This window comes from Kaistella montana (assembly GCF_024436175.1).
In the GTDB taxonomy this organism is placed as follows: Bacteria; Bacteroidota; Bacteroidia; order Flavobacteriales; family Weeksellaceae; genus Kaistella; species Kaistella montana.
The window spans coordinates 24,785-42,405 of the sequence record NZ_JANFQP010000002.1 but is presented as its reverse complement, the minus strand read 5'-3'; the positions used below and the strand labels follow the sequence as shown (position 1 = coordinate 42,405).

At 36.2% G+C, this 17,621-nt stretch carries 15 protein-coding genes; all 15 read left to right on the top strand.

Features of this window, described 5'->3' with window-relative positions; genetic code table 11:
* The first annotated feature begins 26 nt into the window (after positions 1-26).
* A complete protein-coding gene (locus NOV28_RS06355; protein WP_255928797.1) occupies positions 27-1,139 on the top strand; it encodes a polysaccharide pyruvyl transferase family protein in 1,113 nt (370 codons plus the stop codon).
* Positions 1,132-2,139: a glycosyltransferase family 2 protein gene (locus NOV28_RS06350; protein WP_255928795.1), complete on the top strand. Its 1,008-nt coding sequence runs from the start codon at positions 1,132-1,134 to the stop codon at positions 2,137-2,139. The genes NOV28_RS06355 and NOV28_RS06350 overlap by 8 nt, the downstream gene beginning before the upstream one ends.
* A gap of 122 nt (positions 2,140-2,261) precedes the next feature.
* Positions 2,262-3,380 carry an O-antigen ligase family protein gene (locus NOV28_RS06345; protein ID WP_255928793.1) on the top strand — a complete coding sequence of 373 codons (1,119 nt, stop codon included), beginning with the start codon at positions 2,262-2,264 and terminating at the stop codon, positions 3,378-3,380.
* Between the two features lie 87 nt (positions 3,381-3,467).
* Positions 3,468-5,303 carry an asparagine synthase (glutamine-hydrolyzing) gene (gene asnB / locus NOV28_RS06340; RefSeq protein ID WP_255928791.1) on the top strand — a complete coding sequence of 612 codons (1,836 nt, stop codon included), beginning with the start codon at positions 3,468-3,470 and terminating at the stop codon, positions 5,301-5,303.
* The gene (locus tag NOV28_RS06335) at positions 5,303-6,391 is read left to right on the top strand and encodes a glycosyltransferase family 4 protein (RefSeq protein WP_255928789.1); all 1,089 of its coding nucleotides are present in this window, start codon (positions 5,303-5,305) and stop codon (positions 6,389-6,391) included. Before asnB ends, NOV28_RS06335 begins: the two co-directional genes overlap by 1 nt.
* Before the next feature lie 128 nt (positions 6,392-6,519).
* Positions 6,520-7,692, top strand: a complete 1,173-nt coding sequence (locus NOV28_RS06330; RefSeq protein ID WP_255928787.1) for a glycosyltransferase — start codon at positions 6,520-6,522, stop codon at positions 7,690-7,692.
* Positions 7,693-7,695: 3 nt separating this feature from the next.
* On the top strand, positions 7,696-8,613 hold the full coding sequence (locus NOV28_RS06325; protein ID WP_255928785.1) for an NAD-dependent epimerase/dehydratase family protein: 918 nt from the start codon (positions 7,696-7,698) through the stop codon (positions 8,611-8,613).
* A 7-nt stretch (positions 8,614-8,620) separates the two neighbouring features.
* Positions 8,621-9,655: a polysaccharide biosynthesis protein gene (locus NOV28_RS06320; RefSeq protein WP_255928783.1), complete on the top strand. Its 1,035-nt coding sequence runs from the start codon at positions 8,621-8,623 to the stop codon at positions 9,653-9,655.
* A gap of 177 nt (positions 9,656-9,832) precedes the next feature.
* On the top strand, positions 9,833-10,258 hold the full coding sequence (locus NOV28_RS06315; RefSeq protein ID WP_255928781.1) for a WxcM-like domain-containing protein: 426 nt from the start codon (positions 9,833-9,835) through the stop codon (positions 10,256-10,258).
* Positions 10,259-10,722: 464 nt separating this feature from the next.
* Positions 10,723-11,859: a polysaccharide biosynthesis C-terminal domain-containing protein gene (locus tag NOV28_RS06310; RefSeq protein ID WP_255928779.1), complete on the top strand. Its 1,137-nt coding sequence runs from the start codon at positions 10,723-10,725 to the stop codon at positions 11,857-11,859.
* Positions 11,860-11,976: 117 nt separating this feature from the next.
* A complete protein-coding gene (locus NOV28_RS06305; protein WP_255928777.1) occupies positions 11,977-12,327 on the top strand; it encodes a four helix bundle protein in 351 nt (116 codons plus the stop codon).
* A 95-nt stretch (positions 12,328-12,422) separates the two neighbouring features.
* On the top strand, positions 12,423-13,559 hold the full coding sequence (gene wecB / locus NOV28_RS06300) for a non-hydrolyzing UDP-N-acetylglucosamine 2-epimerase (protein WP_255930373.1): 1,137 nt from the start codon (positions 12,423-12,425) through the stop codon (positions 13,557-13,559).
* Positions 13,560-13,562: 3 nt separating this feature from the next.
* Positions 13,563-14,774 (top strand): glycosyltransferase family 4 protein, encoded by a 1,212-nt coding sequence (locus NOV28_RS06295; protein WP_255928775.1) that lies wholly within the window; start codon positions 13,563-13,565, stop codon positions 14,772-14,774.
* Positions 14,771-15,670, top strand: a complete 900-nt coding sequence (locus NOV28_RS06290; protein ID WP_255928773.1) for an NAD-dependent epimerase/dehydratase family protein — start codon at positions 14,771-14,773, stop codon at positions 15,668-15,670. The genes NOV28_RS06295 and NOV28_RS06290 overlap by 4 nt, the downstream gene beginning before the upstream one ends.
* Before the next feature lie 587 nt (positions 15,671-16,257).
* Entirely contained in the window at positions 16,258-17,619 is a 1,362-nt protein-coding gene (locus tag NOV28_RS06285) for a nucleotide sugar dehydrogenase (protein ID WP_255928771.1), read from the top strand.
* The last annotated feature ends 2 nt before the right edge of the window (positions 17,620-17,621 follow it).

Sequence of the window (17,621 nt, the reverse complement as noted above, 5' to 3'; positions counted from 1 at the left end):
TCGCTTTAAATAAGCAATAATAAAAAATGAAAGTTTTAGTACATATCTATTTAGCCGATAATTTAGGTGATGATCTTTTTGCGAAGATCCTGCTTGAAAGGTACCCCCATGTTCAGTTCTACTTCCTGCACGAAACTGATCGGTACGAATTTTTGGAAAGTTATGAGAACGCCCATATTATAGGACTTCCGAAACTGGGAAGAATTAATTTTGCGGTATCCAATTACTTCAGCTCGAAAATAGCCTTTTTCATCTATCTGAAGAGACTGAAAAATATATTTAAGAAAATGGAACCTTCTTTTTCTGCATTTCTCGTAATAGGAGGATCTCTTTTTATGGAAGGAAAGAGTGAGTATTTGAAAAAAAGCTTTTACAACATTGTTTATGACGTTTTTAAAAAGAAACCAAAGTTTATTATAGGAGGAAACTTTGGACCATACCGGAACAAAGAATATTTAGAATTCTTCAGGAAGATATTTTCATCAAGTACTGATGTTTGTTTTCGCGATGCATATTCATATGGTTTATTTCCGGATATTTCAACTGTACGACTTGCTCCGGATGTAGTTTTCAATATTATAAATGAACATGTTAAAAAGGATCCAAAAAAAGTAGGAGTTGTGCCGATATCTTTAACTAGGAGACCTGCATTAAAAGAGTTTTCTACTATTTATAACCTCTTTCTCTCCCAGCTCATCAGCAAGTTTTCAGATCATGGTTATGAAGTTACAATGTATGCCTTTTGTAAATCTGAAGGTGATGAAAAAGCAATGGAAGAAATATATTCTCTTGCAATTTCTAAAGAAAATATAGACATTATTAATTATGAAGGCAGAAAAATTGATCAATTTTTACACCATTTTTCGACCAATTCGTATGTGGTTACTTCCAGATTTCATGGTATGATATTGGGTTTAATTTATGGCATTAACACATATCCTATCTCTTACAGTAGAAAATTAGTAAATGTTTTGGATGATATGAATTTTACAGGCAGTTATAAAGATATTGAAACGCTTGTAAGCACTAATGTAGATGTTGCTTTTGATGAGATATTAGCAAATCATTTTAATGTACAACAATATCTGGAAGACAAGGATAACCAATTTAAAATTTTAGATAGCTATTTCAATGACTAATCCCAAAATCTCAATCATCGTACCCTACTATAATGCAGAATTATATCTTAAAAAATGTATTTCTAGTATATTAAATCAAAGATTTTTCGATTTTGAACTGATTTTAATTGATGATGGTTCGACCGATCAAAGTTATTTGATATCTCAATCGTTTGCTGCAACAGACAATAGAGTAGTGTTGCTGCGAAAGGAAAATGGAGGCCAAGGTACAGCTAGGAACTATGGTCTAGATTACGCAAAGGGTGAGTATATAGGATTTGTTGACAGTGATGATTATATTGAGCCTGATATGTATGAGGTACTATACCATAATTGCGTTAACCATAATGCCGAATTAGCTATTTGTGGATACAAAGTATTTCGAAATATAAAACTAGCACCCACCAATTTACACACTACTCCCAAAAGAGTTTTCAGCAAATTTTCGCTCATGGAAACTTATATATTAACCCCCTTAATTTCCAGTGGCCCGTGCAATAAACTTTATAGTAAAGTACTATTTGAAAATGTTAGGTTTCCTTCCTTAAGAGTTGCAGAAGATGCATTCGTGTTGCCCCTTATTTTTGTGAATGTGAAAACAGCTGTATATGTGGGAAAGAGTTTGTATAATTGGAATTTAAGAATGGGAAGTACTGAAAGGAGCGTATTTACCCCAAAACATTTGGCTGCAATTGATGCAGTGGATTCCTTAGCGACGATCATTAAAAAAAATTATACAGAACTTATTCAGCATTTGCCAGGAGAACGTGTAAAAGTCCGTCTAAGTATTCTGGAACATATTGTAATTTCTGACTCTTACGCTCAGTATCAAGATATTTATAAAAAACTTTTACATGAAATTTCCATAGAAATTAAGGACAGTCGTGAATTTTTCAAGGAATGTCCTTATATTTTAAAAAAAGCATTGTTTGCCATTAACTACAATTTACTATTTCGCTTTAAAGTTAGATATGTAGCCCTAGTCAAGAATTTTATAAAACTCTTAATTTCAAAATTTTGAAGTCTTCATCACGAATAAATGTTTACCTCAGCACAACTAACTTCGTTTTGTGCTTTGTAGGCTATCCGTTAGCCGCGAGTCTATTTCTTCCTGCGACTGCTGATATAGAAGGTATATCTCGTATGGTTACAGTTCCATATAGGGCACTGGCTTTAGTCATTGCAATTATGGTTTTATTACTCAATTATAAAGTTAAAGGTGTACAGAAGGTTCTGGCATTAAATATTTTTTGGGTATTTTGGATGTTTTTCATTGCAAGGGTTTATTATGATGTAAATTTGCGATCAGATGTTTTATTAAGTGATGTTAGTCAGTTATGGCTTTATATTTTCTGCATATGCTTGCTGCCCATGTATGCCATACAGAAAAGTTTTTACTTTATCAATACAGATTTAGCATTGTCTTGGATCATAGGAGGCGTATCTTTAATATTAGTAACTGCATTATTTAATATTGATAGCCAAATTTTGAATCCAGGAGAAGTTGCAGACAGGGTTGGTGCTTCTATAGCAGTTAATACCATTACATTTGGTCACATCGGAGCTATGGGAGTGATACTTTCATTATTTATGTTACAAAGGAAAAAAGGAGGTTATAAAAAAAAAATATTTTATCTTTTTATAATAGCACTATCTGTTTTTACTTTATTAAAGGCTGGTAGCAGAAGTCCCATCGTTGCATTATTAATCGTATTGCTTTTTTGGGTTTTTGCCAGAGGCAAATACGTAATACAGTCAATAATAATTACCTTACTTTTAATACTTTTTATTGTTGTTTTTTCTGACAAAATTTTGCATTTGATGGGAAAGATTTCTCCCATAATAGAATTGCGAATGAGGGCAACAGTAGATGGGGGAGACACAAGCGGGAGGGAATTGTTATTTTATGAAGCATTTGATTCATTTGCGGAGAGCCCTTTATTAGGGTCACAGTTTGCCTTAATAAGGACTAATGGCTTTGTAAATTCTCATAATATTATTATGGATGCCTTGATGGGTTTGGGAGTTTTAGGTGGATGTGCGTTGCTCTATGTTTTATTGAAGTCCATTAAAGTTTCATATCTAAACACACATTTTAAGAACCCCACTTCATGGATTAGTTTAATATTAATACAGCAGATAGTAATATGTGTTACATCAGGAGCATTATATTATGAACAGTTGATCAATGTTCTTTTGGTTTTTACTTTCACTTATATTGCCAGTTTTCAGCATCAAAGAAAAATGGTTTCACCAAGGTGAAAAAAATATGGATAATCTGAATTTCTTATCTTTGTTTGAAAGCATAAAGATTATCTCAATTCAACTAACAAATAATTTTCAAAAAAAATGTGTGGTATTTTAGGAGCATATTCGTTCAATAAGAATAAGAAAATAGCAAGGCAAAGTATTGATAATGGGTTGCGAATGCTACATCACCGTGGGCCAGACTTTCAAAAAAATATTTTGTATAATGATGGTTCTGTTGCTTTAGCTCATACCAGATTAGCAATTATTGATTTAACAGAGGATGGTAATCAACCCATGGAAATTGCTGATTACAGGATTGTATTTAATGGAGAAATTTACAACTACATTGAAATAAGAGCAGAATTAATTGAATTGGGATACACGTTCAATACGCGTAGTGATACTGAAGTATTGGTTAATGCATACGACAAATGGGGTGAAAACTGTGTAAATAGGTTCAATGGAATGTGGTCCTTTGCTATATTCAATACCAAAACAGAAAAATTATTCTGTTCTCGGGATCGGTTTGGCGTCAAACCCTTTAACTATTATCTTGACGAAAATATTTTTATTTTCAGTTCTGAAATAAAGGCTATTCTTGAATATGATGAAGGTTTTAGAAGACCCAATTATAACTCCATTGGTTTATTCTGCAGGGAAGGTATTTGTGGGGAAATAGAAGAAACATGGTTTGAAAATATAAAACGATTAATGCCTGGTCATAACCTTGTAATTGAAAATAAAAAGATTAATATTTATAAATATTACCATTATCCTACCAAAATTCAAAAAATTTCATTTGAGGAAGCTAAGACTAACTTTCAAAATATTTTTTTTGATGCAGTAAAGATCAGGATGAGAAGTGATGTTGCGGTGGGGACTACCTTGTCGGGAGGATTAGACTCCTCGAGCATAGTTTCGGCATTGAGAACGTTTTTCAATGGGTCTCACGATACATTTACCGCGCATTTTCCTGGTTTTAAGGATGATGAGTATGTAAATGCTGAAAAGACAAATAAACACTTATCACTCCAAGGCAATCCAATAGAGATTGATTATGGGGATCAATATTTAAATATCCTGAATAAGATAGTTTATCATTTAGAATCAGGGCATCTTTCGCCTTCCGTTTTTCCTCTTTGGAAAGTTTATGAAAAATCAAAAGAAAAAGTGACGGTAATACTAGAGGGACAAGGAGCAGATGAATTAATGGCCGGCTATATTACCTCAGCTTCAGGACCTTTTTTCGTTGAAAACTTAAAAAGGCTAAAAATCAGAAAACTTATACAACAAGCAAAACTTATCCATCATAATTATGGGATCAAAAGCGTTGCTGTATTGTCGCTTAGAATTTTTTCCCCTTCATGGTTAAGAGAGGCATTAAGGCGATATGTTCTGAAATATGAGGATGTTTTTGATGGTAATTTAAAATACTATAAATATCCGGATAGAGCTGAAATCAAATCTAATTCATTTTTAACACAGTATCTGGAAGAATCGCATCAAACCACTTTGGTTAACCTACTACATTATGGCGACGCCCTCTCGATGGCATACAGCTTAGAAAGCAGACTGCCATTTATGGATTATAGACTTGTGGATTTCTGTTTTACTTTACCAAGCGATTACCTCATTAATGATGGTAAAGGCAAACATATCCTTAGAGAATCACTAAAGGATGTTTTGCCACCTCATATTTATAATGATTATAAAAAATTGGGCTTTCCGTCTCCAATTGATGCTTTCTTTAGGGCTAACAAAAATTTAATCAGAGAACTTTTACTGAATGACAAATCAAAATCCAGAAACCTTTATAATATGGAGAAGCTGGCAGTCCTTATTGATTCTGTTGGAACTAGGAACAACTCTGAGAGAGTAGTTTTCCGGTTGATTTGTGTTGAATTGTGGTATAGAAACTTTATTGATAGATCATAATGCAAAAAATAAAAGTTTTAATGTTGGTGAACTATATACCTCATTACCGATTGCCCGTATACATCAGGTTAGCCGAACGATTTGATTTAACTATTGCCCATTATGCTGATCAACTATTAGATGATGCAGATCTTAACTTTAAGCAAGTTTTGTTAAATCCAATATTTTTTAGAGGCTTAAAATTTTTTACAGAAAATATTTATAAGTTATCATCCCAATATGATGTCGTGATATCGCTTGGTGAGATAAGAGTGCTACCCAATATGCTTTTAGGTTTCAGAAAGAGAAATTTTGGTTTAATTTATTGGGGTATAGGAGTAGGGGCTTCCTATAGTAAAGGATTTGATTCAGCGTCGACGGCAGACATCCTTCGATTCTGGCTGATGCGTAATGCTGATGCCTTATTATTCTATTCAAATTATCCAGTGAAGAAGTACATTGCAAAAGGTTTTGATAGAGAAAAACTCTTTGTAGCTCACAACACCGTACTTGTTAAAGAGAGAATTGAAATACCAGAAAATAAAAAGCATTTTATCTTTGTTGGAACTTTGTATGAGCAGAAAAAAATTTATGAGCTTCTGGCTGCATATGAACTTTATTTAAGGACATCAGCAAATGTTTTACCACTTATCATTGTGGGTGAAGGAGAAGAAAAAAATAATGTACAGGAATGGATTCAGAAAAAAGGATTTGAAGATGCAATAATACTAAAAGGTCAAATAAATGATCAGGATATTTTAAAAGGATTATATAAGAATGCCGTTGCGTGTATTTCGCCCGGACAAGCAGGCTTAACCATTCTTAACAGCATGGCATACGGAGTACCTTTTGTAACTGCAGAAAATGCAATAACAGGCGGAGAAATATTCAATGTAATTCATGAAGAGACCGGGATTTTATATGATGGAGAAACCGAATCGTTGGCAACTATTATGAAAAAAATAAGTGAAGAAACTGCTTATAGCAGAAGATTAAGTAGGAATGCGCAGGATTTTTATTTTAATAAAAGAACCATAGATATCATGGTTAACGGTTTTGAAGATGCAATTAATTATGCAAATAGAAAGCGACAAAATTATAAAAGTTAAATATTTAGAATGGTATTCTTATTTTTTTTCTTTGAAATTACTTAAAGAATCTACCAATTTTTATAATTTAAATAAAAACATTTAGGATAGGGGTTAATAATAATTACCTGTTCACTAAAATATAATAAATGAAAATTTTACATACAGTCTCATCTTTTGGTAAAGAATCTTATGGTTTAGGTAGTATAAGCATGGGAATAGCCAAAGCACAGTTTGAATTAGGAGAAGATGTTTATGTCTGGAGTTCAGATACTAAAGATGATATTGTTTGGGCCTCACAATTATATGATTTCCCGCAAGAAAGGTTATTAGGATTTCCGCCCAATATCCCTCTTCTTAAAATCTCAAGCAGTGAGTTAAGGGAAGCATTAAGGAATAAAAGTTTTGACATAGTCCATCAACATAGCTTATGGACTTCAAAATCATTGGTAACTTCTTTATTAAATAAAAATGGAGCAAAAACATGTATTGCGGCGCATGGAACCTTATCTGAATTTGCTTTAAAAAAATCTAAATTTAAAAAAGAAATTGCTTTAGCCTTATTTGAACGCAATAACTTAAATAAAGTTTCTGTTCTACATGCTACATCAGAATATGAAATTGAAGATTACAAAAGAATTGGGCTAGAAAATCCTATTGCATATATAGACAATGGGGTAGGTACAACAATTATGCTTGAGAAAGGAGACGGAGAAGCGTTCAAATCGAATTATCAATTACCCAGTGATAAAAAAATCTTACTTTATCTGTCGAGAATAACTCCCAAAAAGGGTTTGGATATGCTTTTGCCAGCAATTGCTGAGCTAAAAGAACATTTTGATGATTGGATTTTGGTTATTGTAGGGAATGACGAGTTTAATTATCAATTAGAAGTTGAAAAAATAGTCAAAGAATTAAATTTAGAAAATAAAATTTTCATAATAGAACCTCAATATGGGAAAGACAAGTTTAATGCTTTTGATGCAGCCGATTTTTTTATTTTACCATCTTATTCTGAAGGATCTCCAATGGTCGTTGTAGATGCCTTAGCATATGGGCTCCCTGTAATAACAACAAAATCCTCAAGTTGGAAAGACCTAAATGAAAATAAATGCGGATATTGGGTAGATATTAATAAGGATGCAATAAAACAATCTTTGTTGCGGATGATTGCCTTAAATGATCATCAACTATTCGAATATGGAGAAAATGCAAAAAAATTAGTCATTGATAAATATTTATGGAATGAGATTTCAAAAAAAACTATTTTGCTTTACAATTGGATGATTAATAAAGATTTGAAACCTGATTTTATATATTAAGGTATGAAATATATTATACTTGGAGGAAATGGATTTATAGGTTCTTATATTGTAGATATATTAATCGAAAAGGGTCATGAAGTCACTATTTTTGATAGGGGAACAGAAAAATTTAGAGATTCGTTGTCAAATGTTAACTACGTTTACGGAAATATTGATGATCATACTTTAATAAAAGAAACTTTTGCAGAAAAAGATATACTCATACATTGTGTTAGTACAACTGTGCCGTTCACTTCGAATAATAATATTGAATTTGATATTGAATCCAATTTAATTAATTCAGTAAAAATATTTAGAATTGCTTGTGAACAAAATATTAAGAGAATAGTATATTTATCAAGTGGTGGTGCCATTTATGGCGAAGCCGAAGTAATACCAATTACTGAAAATTCTCAAACAAATCCTATATCATCCTATGGAATTACAAAGCTTGCAATAGAAAAATATTTGGCTTATTTTTCTTCAAATTATGGCATAGAATACAATATTATTAGACCATCAAATCCTTATGGGCCGAGACAGAATCCTTTTGGAAATCAAGGTGTTATTTCGGTTTTTTTAGGAAAAGTTTTAAGAAATGAGAGTATAGAGGTTTGGGGTGATGGAGAAATATCGAAAGATTATGTTTTTATAGAAGATCTTGCAGAGTCAATATATGAAGCTTCAATATCTGAACAAACATCCCAAATTTTTAATATAGGTAGTGGAACTACAATTTCACTTAATAAAATTATCAATACGATCAAGGAGGTTACAGAAAAAGACCTTTTAGTCAATTATTATCCAACAAATAAATTTGATGTTCAACATTTTTGTCTTGATATAGAGAAAGCTGAAAAGATATTGAATTTTAAACCTAAAGTTAACCTTAAACACGGTATTAGTATGACGTGGGAATTCGTAAAATCCTTAAAATAAAACCATAATGAAAATTCAAAATAAAACTCTCCTCATCACCGGCGGTACCGGTTCATTCGGAACTGCTGTTCTGAACCGATTTTTGCATACCGACCATTTCAAAGAGATTCGTATTTTTTCTCGTGACGAGAAAAAACAGGATGATATGCGTAATTTGTATAAGAATGATAAAATCAAATACTATATCGGGGATGTAAGGGATTACAGCTCAGTAGAACCTGCCACTCGTGGAGTCGATTATATTTTCCATGCAGCTGCCTTGAAACAAGTGCCTTCTTGTGAGTTCTTTCCGATGCAAGCTGTGAAAACCAATGTAGAAGGAACCCAAAATGTGATTCGTGCTGCAGCTTCCAATAAAGTACAAAAAGTAATCTGTTTGTCTACCGATAAAGCAGCTTATCCAATCAACGCCATGGGTATTTCCAAGGCTATGATGGAAAAGGTAGCCGTAGCAGAAGCACGAAACCTTACGGATACCGTCGTTTGCCTTACCCGATATGGAAATGTAATGGCATCGAGAGGATCGGTAATCCCCTTGTTTCTCAACCAAATCCAAAAAGGAGAGCCTATTACCATTACAGATCCCAATATGTCGAGATTTTTCATGTCATTAGAAGATGCAGTAGATCTCGTTTTGTTCGCATTCGAAAATGGAAACCCAGGAGACCTTTTTGTGAACAAAGCTCCAGCAGGAAGCATTGGTGATCTTGCAAAAGCCCTTATTGAGTTGACAGGGAAAGAAGTTCCTGTGAAAATCATAGGTACTCGCCACGGTGAAAAATTGTACGAAACGCTTTGTACCAGAGAAGAAATGATAAAAGCTGAGGATATGGGCGATTTCTACAGGGTACCGGCAGATAACCGTGACCTCAACTATGCCAAATACTTCTCGGAAGGAGAAGAAGATGTATCGAAGATTGAAGATTACCATTCTCACAACACCGAACAACAAGGAGTGGAAGGCCTGAAAAAACTTATTTCCACGTTACCTTTGATCAGAAAAGAAGTGTTTGGGGAGGATGTGATGCAGTATCCATATTAGAAGGGGAGCGGTAGGGGGTTGGCGGTCAGCTATCAGCGGTCAGTAGTTAGCGATGAGTGCTGAAATCAAAAGGAAGTAAGTGTAATACTAGTAAAGGAGAGAGCTAAACACCGAAAGCTGATACCTGAATGCTAATCGCTGAAAGCCGACCCGCTAATCGATCAACAAAGTTAACCAATGACCAATAACCAACCACAAATTCCCGGAAAAAAACACCAGGACGAAAGAGGTGTCATCACTTACAATAATGATTTTGATGCTTCTGTTGTAAAACGGATTTATACAATAGAAAACCATTCGACAGATTTTATCCGTGGGTGGCAGGGGCATAAGGTTGAACAAAGATGGTCCGCCTGTATGAAGGGAGGTTTTGAAATTTCTGTAATTCAGGTTGATGATTTTGAATCGCCTTCTAAAGATTTAGAAGCTCAAAAATATCATTTAAAAGAGGGGGAACTGACCTACCTGCATGTGCCTTCAGGTTGCATTACAGCTATTAAAGCGACAGCTGAGGATAGTAAATTATTGGTTTTGGCGGATTATCTATTGGGTGAGATTAATGATGAATATAGATATAACTTGGATTATTTTAATGAAAGATAAGAATAGAATAGATGGAAAGGAGGGGGAGCGGTCGGCGATCAGCGGTCAGCAGTCGGCTATCAGCGATCAGTGGTCAGCGGTCAGCTTTCAGCGGTCAGCGGTCAGCTTTCAGTGGTAAGCGATCAGCAGTCGGTGGTCGGCTATCAGCGATCAGCATTTAGCGATCAGGTCTAAAATCACTAAATGACTAATATAATGTAATAAAGCTGAACGCTGACTGCTGACGACTGAAAACTCGTCCTACAATATGCAAAGAAGCTAGTATAATATAATCAAAATGAAAGCTGAACGCTGACTGCTGACGACTGAAAACTCGTCCTACAATATGCAAAGAAGCTAGTATAATATAATAAAAGTGAAGCTAAATACTGACAGCTGTAAGCTGATAGCTGACCGCTAAATGCTGATAGCTGACCGCTAAAATTTCAAATCCCCAATAACAAATAACAAATTACTAATCCCCAATGACCCACCTTCAATCTTTAAAAAAAATAGGAATCACCGGACAAAATGGTTTTGTTGGACAACATTTATATAACACTTTAGGGTTATTCCCGGAGGAGTTTGAAAGGGTAGATTTTCAGAAAGACTTTTTTGAATCACCGGAAGCTCTGGATCATTTTGTAAAGCAATGCGATGTCATCGTGCATCTTGCCGCCATGAACCGCCACGAGAGCCAGGAAGTGATCTACCAGACGAATGTGGATTTGGCACAAAGACTTGCAGCATCATTGGAGAGAACAAGCTCCAAGGCGCATGTGCTGTTTTCTTCTTCCTCACAGGAAGAGCGCGACAACCTCTATGGGAAATCCAAAAAGGAAGGCCGTGAAATCCTGGCAAAATGGGCTAAAGAAAACGGTGGGAAATTTACAGGAATGATTATCCCAAATGTTTTCGGGCCGTTCGGACAACCGAATTACAACTCCTTCATCGCAACCTTTTGCCATAAACTAACCCACGGCGAGACACCAACCATTGACAATGATGGTGAAGTGAAACTGATTTATATAAATGAATTGGTAAAGACTATTATTGATGAAATTCGTAGTGGGGAGACCAAAGAAGAATTGGTAATTCCACATACTTCCGTCAACAAGGTATCTGAAGTTTTAGAAAAACTGAACGATTATAAAGCCAAATACTTTGAAGGCGGCGAAATCCCTGAACTAAAAACCGCTTTCGATTACAATCTTTTCAACACCTTCCGTTGCTATTTTGATATTAAAAACCATTACCCGGTAAAATTCACCCAGCACACTGACCCTAGAGGGGCATTTGTAGAAGTCATCAGATTGGGAATCGGTGGGCAGTGCTCCTTTTCTACCACCGTTCCGGGAATTACGCGTGGAAACCATTACCACACCCGGAAAATCGAAAGGTTTGCGGTAATCAAAGGCAAAGCCTTAATCCAGCTGAGAAAAATCGGAACTGATAAGGTTTTAGATTTCTACCTTGATGGAAATGAACCTGCTTATGTGGATATGCCCATCTGGTACACCCACAACATCAAAAACATTGGCGAGGAGGAACTGTTTACTATTTTTTGGATCAATGAGGCTTATGATCCTGCGGATGCGGATACTTATTTTGAGGAGGTTTAGTTGGGGGAGCGGTCAGTGGTCCGCTATCAGCGGTCAGTGGTCAGTGGTCAGCGGTTATAAATAAGTGTTGTGGGATGATTTTCGGAAGTAAATCGTTGCAAAATAAAATTAAAAGTGATGAAAGATTTTAGGCAATTACAGGTTTGGAGCAAAGCCCATCATTTGGTTAAGGAAATATATCTTATTACAGAATCTTTTCCAAAAGAAGAAATATATGGAGTAACTTCCCAACTGAGAAGAGCGAGTGTTTCAATTCCAACCAATATAGCAGAAGGATGCGGAAGAGGAAGTGATGCTGATTTTAAAAGATTTATACAAATGTCGTTTGGATCAGCAAGTGAAGTGGAATATCTTGTATTTTTATCCTTTGAATTATCTTTCATCACTGAAAGCAATTATGTTATTTTGAATCCTCAAATAGTTGAAATAAAAAAAATGCTAGCAAGATTAATCAATAAATTAAAATAATACGATAAAGCAATCAGCTAATGGCTGACTGCTGAAAGCAAAATAATTAACAAATGACAAGTAACCAATCACCAATAACTAACCCCCAATCACCAATCACCAAACTAAAAGTAATGACGGTTGTGGGAACCCGTCCTGAAATCATACGCTTATCTAGAGTTTTAACTGCGCTTGATAATTCCGAGGCAGTAGAGCATATTATCGTTCATACCGGACAGAATTATGATTATGAATTGAACCAAATTTTCTTTGAAGATCTCGGATTGAGAAAGCCGGATTATTTTTTGGAGGCAGCTGGAAAAACAGCCACAGAGACCGTAGGAAACATATTGATAAAAATAGACCCTCTTCTGGAAGAATTGAAGCCGGATGCATTCCTTGTTTTGGGGGATACCAATTCCTGCCTTTGCGCGATTCCTGCTAAAAAAAGACAAATCCCTATCTTCCACATGGAAGCAGGAAACCGTTGTTTCGACCAAAGGGTTCCTGAAGAAACCAACCGTAAAATTGTAGACCACACTGCGGATGTTAACCTTACTTATAGTGATATTGCAAGAGAATATCTCTTGAGAGAAGGACTTCCTGCGGACAGAATCATTAAAACCGGTTCGCCCATGTTTGAGGTATTGAACCATTATTTACCACAAATTGAAGCTTCCCATGTTTTGGAAAAATTGAATCTAGAGGAAGGAAAATTCTTTGTTGTGTCTTCTCATAGGGAAGAAAATATCAATTCTGAAAAGAACTTCCGTGGGTTAATGGCTTCCTTAAATGCCATTGCTGAAAAATACCAATATCCGATTATTGTTTCCACCCATCCTCGTACGAAGAACATGATGGATAAGATGCAGATTGAGATGCGTCCTGAAATACAGTTTTTGAAACCCCTCGGTTTTCATGATTATAATGCATTGCAAAAAAGAGCATATGCAGTATTGTCGGATTCCGGAACGATTTCGGAAGAATCCTCTATATTGAATTTCAGAGCATTAAATATTCGTCAAGCCCATGAAAGACCAGAGGCTATGGAAGAAGCGAGCGTGATGATGGTAGGCTTATCACCGGAACGGATCTTACAAGGTCTAACTCAAGTTTTGCAACAGAAAGTAGGTCCAGAGAGAAATTTCCGTCCTGTAGCTGATTATTCGATGCCTAATGTGTCGGAGAAAGTGGTGAGAATTATTATTTCTTATACTGATTATGTGAACCGTGTGGTTTGGAGTAAAAAATAAAAAATGAAAATTTTAATAGTAACCCAATATTATTTCCCCGAAAATTTTAAAAGCAACGATTTGTCTTTTGAATTGGCGAAGCGTGGCTACGATGTCACCGTGCTTACAGGCATTCCCAACTATCCCGAAGGAAAGATATTTGAGGGTTACGGGTTTTTTAATAAAAGGAAAGAAACAATACAAAATGTAAAAGTTATTCGGTCTTTATTATTGCCACGTGGAAATGGTGGGGGTCTTAGGCTTTTTCTAAACTATTATAGTTTCGCCTTTTTTGCCTCCGTGAAGGCTTTTTTTCTTGGTTTTAAAAATAAATATGACGCCGTGATTGTGCATGAGCCGTCGCCAATTACCCAATTTTACCCTGCACTTTTACTAAAAAAAATATGGCAAACGCCGGTGTATTTTTGGGTGATGGATTTGTGGCCGGAGAGTCTCGCCATCGCAGGTGGTGTGAAAAATAAGTGGATTTTAAAGTATTATGAAAACGTAGTTACCAATTTTTATCATCACTCTGCAAAAATTCTCATCACCTCAAAGGGCTTTAGGAAATCTATTAATGAGAAAGGCGATTTTGATTCCAAGATTACCTATTTTCCAAACTGGGCGGAAGATTCTATCTCCGAGGGAGATAAAACATATCCCATCCCCAATCTTCCGGAAGGTTTCCGCGTGATGTTTGCTGGAAATATTGGCGAGGCTCAGGATTTAGATAATATTATGAAAGCTGTTGCAGAGCTCAAAGAATATAGCAACATCAAATTTATTTTGGTTGGTGATGGGAGAAAAATGCCATTTGTAAAAGATTTTATCGAAGAAAATCAATTGCATGGAACTGTGCATATTGCAGGTAGATTTCCGGTTGAGGTCATGGCAAGCTTTTTCGACAAGGCGGATGTGATGTTGGTGACACTGAAAGACGACCCCATTTTTAACCTTACCGTTCCTGCAAAAGTCCAGGCATATATGAGTGCATCAAAACCCATCATTACTATGCTAAATGGTGAAGGGGCGGACAATATCGCAGAGGCAAAATGCGGATTTTCCGTAGATGCAGGTGATTATCAAGGTTTGGCGAAAACGATTTTAGAAGCATCCAAAACACCAAAGTCAGAATTAGAAAAAATGGGGAGAAATTCTAGAAAGTTCTATGAGGAAAATTTTAGGATGAGCGAGTGTATTACCAACTTAGAACAAATATTGAAAGCAAATAAATGAACATTATCATCACCGGCACAACAGGCTTCGTAGGCTCCAATCTTTCTAAATATTTGGAAGATATGGAAAACATTGTTGAAAAACTTTCCTTGAGAAATCCCGATTGGATTTTAAATAAAAATGCGGATGTAGTGATTCATCTCGCAGGAAAAGCCCATGATACTGCAAATGCTTCATCGGAAGATGAGTATTTCAAAATCAACAGAGATTTAACGATCCAACTTTTTGACGAATTTTTAAATTCTGAGATTAGGGATTTTATTTATTTCAGCAGCGTAAAGGCCACCGCAGATACTCTTGAAGGAGATTTAGATGAAAATCACCATTCCAATCCACAAACGCCTTACGGCAAATCTAAATTAGAAGCTGAAAATTATTTGCTCTCCAAGGATTTGTCTGAAAATAAGCGGCTTTTCATTATTCGCCCTTGTATGATTCACGGTCCGGGAAACAAGGGAAATCTCAACTTGCTCTATAAAGTGGTAGAAAAAGGCATTCCATGGCCTTTAGCAGATTTTGAAAACAACAGATCGTTCTTGAGTATTGATAATCTTAATTTTTTGATCGAACGCATTGTTTCTGATCAAAATATGGCATCTGGAATTTATAATTTTGCTGACGATAAGGCTTTGTCAACGAATGAACTGGTGAAAATTATCGCTAATACTTCGGGAAAAAAGGAAAGGTTGTTGAAAATTCCCCAACATTTGATTTCGTTCGTGGCAAAAATAGGGGATTATTTGAAGCTTCCCCTTAATTCTGAAAGACTTAAAAAACTCACTGAAAATTATATCGTCTCCAACCAGAAAATCAAGCAGGCATTGCATATTGATTCGTTGCCTGTTAGCGCTGAAGAGGGGATGAAGAAGACGATTGAATCGTTTATGAAGAATTGATGGAGGATGGAGGATGAAGTAAGGAGGATGGAGGATGAAGGAGGCAATTTGGGAATTTGATAATGAGGGATTGGGTTTGAGAGGTTAAGAGGTTAAGAGGTTAAAAAGTTAGAAGGTTAAGAGGTTAGAGGGTTGTGGGTGAGTTTTTGAGTGCTGCTGTAGGCAATAGGCTGTACGCTTTATGCTTTCTGTGAGGAGGATTTTGGAATTTGATGATTTGAAAATGAGGGGTCGCAGATTTATTGGATAGTGTCCAGATTTGATTTCTAATAACTCAAAGGCATAAAGCGTACTGCATATTGCGTAATGGCGGCTCTCGCAGATTTTGGAGATAGTGCAGATTTTAGTTTGTATTCACTCATAGGCGTATAGCGTAATGATTATTGCGTAATTGATGCTCTCGCGGATTCCAATTTGTATTCACTCATAAGCGTACTGCATATTGCATATTGCGTACGGCGTACAGCGTATCGCATAAAGCGCATTGCTTTCCAATCCACCAAACCAATATTTCAAATATATCGCTATCTTTGTGATTCATAAATATGAATAAAAGCGGCGGCTTATCGAGCTGATAAGGATAATTCATGAACCATCAAATTGCTATTATAGGATTAGGCTATGTAGGACTTCCTCTTGCGCGGCTTTTTGCTACCCAATATGCGGTGGTGGGTTTTGATATCAATCAACAACGAATCGCTGAACTTAGAGTTGGTAACGATGCAACTTTAGAATTGGATGAAGACTTGTTGAAATCAGTGCTGGTTACAGAGAATCCACTGGCTTCGAGAGCCTCAGCAACTGCTGACTCCAATGCTCCAGCACCCCATCCTCCCCTAACCGGACTGTACTGTACTGACCAACTTGATGATCTTGCAGAAGCGAATATCTATATCATCACAGTACCTACACCGGTGGATCGGGATCACCGTCCGAATCTTGAACTTTTGTATAGGGCATCAGAGATGGTTGGCGAGTTATTGAAGAATGGAGATGTTGTGATTTATGAATCGACGGTATATCCGGGGGTAACTGAAGAAGTAGGCGTACCGGTGTTGGAAAAAACTTCGGGATTGAAGTTTAATGAGGATTTCTTTTGTGGTTATTCGCCAGAGCGAATTAATCCCGGAGACAAGGAAAGAGCCATTGATACTATTGTAAAAGTCACCTCGGGTTCGACGCCAGAGATCGGACAACTGGTAGATGAGTTGTATCGGAGTGTCATTGCTGCCGGGACCCACCTCGCTTCCAGCATTAAAGTTGCCGAAGCATCCAAAGTGATCGAAAATGCACAACGGGACATCAATATCGCTTTTGTGAATGAATTGGCGAAGATATTCTCCCTGATGGATTTGAGTACCCAAGAAGTATTGGAAGCAGCAGGAACGAAATGGAATTTTTTGCCTTTTAAACCTGGATTGGTGGGAGGGCACTGTATTGGGGTAGATCCCTTTTACTTAGCCCAAAAGGCAGAAGATTTTGGGCATTATTCTGAACTGATTTTGAGTGCTAGAAGGGTGAATGATTCAATGGCTGCTTTTATTGCAAGCCAGGTCATTAAGGAAATGATTAAAAGAGATCTGCCTATAAAAGATGCGGAAGCTTTGATGCTTGGTATTACCTTTAAAGAAAACTGTAGCGATATTCGCAATAGCAAAATAGTAGATGTAGTCGCAGCTTTAAAAGAATATGGCATGATGGTCACTATCTACGATCCTTGGGCGAACCCCAAAGAAGTACAACAAGAGTATGGTCTAGAATGTCTCAACCAGCTCCCGGGTTTTACCGAGCAAATTGAGGGATCTTCTTCCATCTCAAAGTATGACGCCATCATTCTCGGAGTTGCCCACCAAGAATTTTTAAGCCTTAACCTTAATCTCTATAAAAAAGAGCAAGCATTGGTGTATGATGTGAAAGGCATCCTGCCCCATGCGGATGCAAAATTATAATT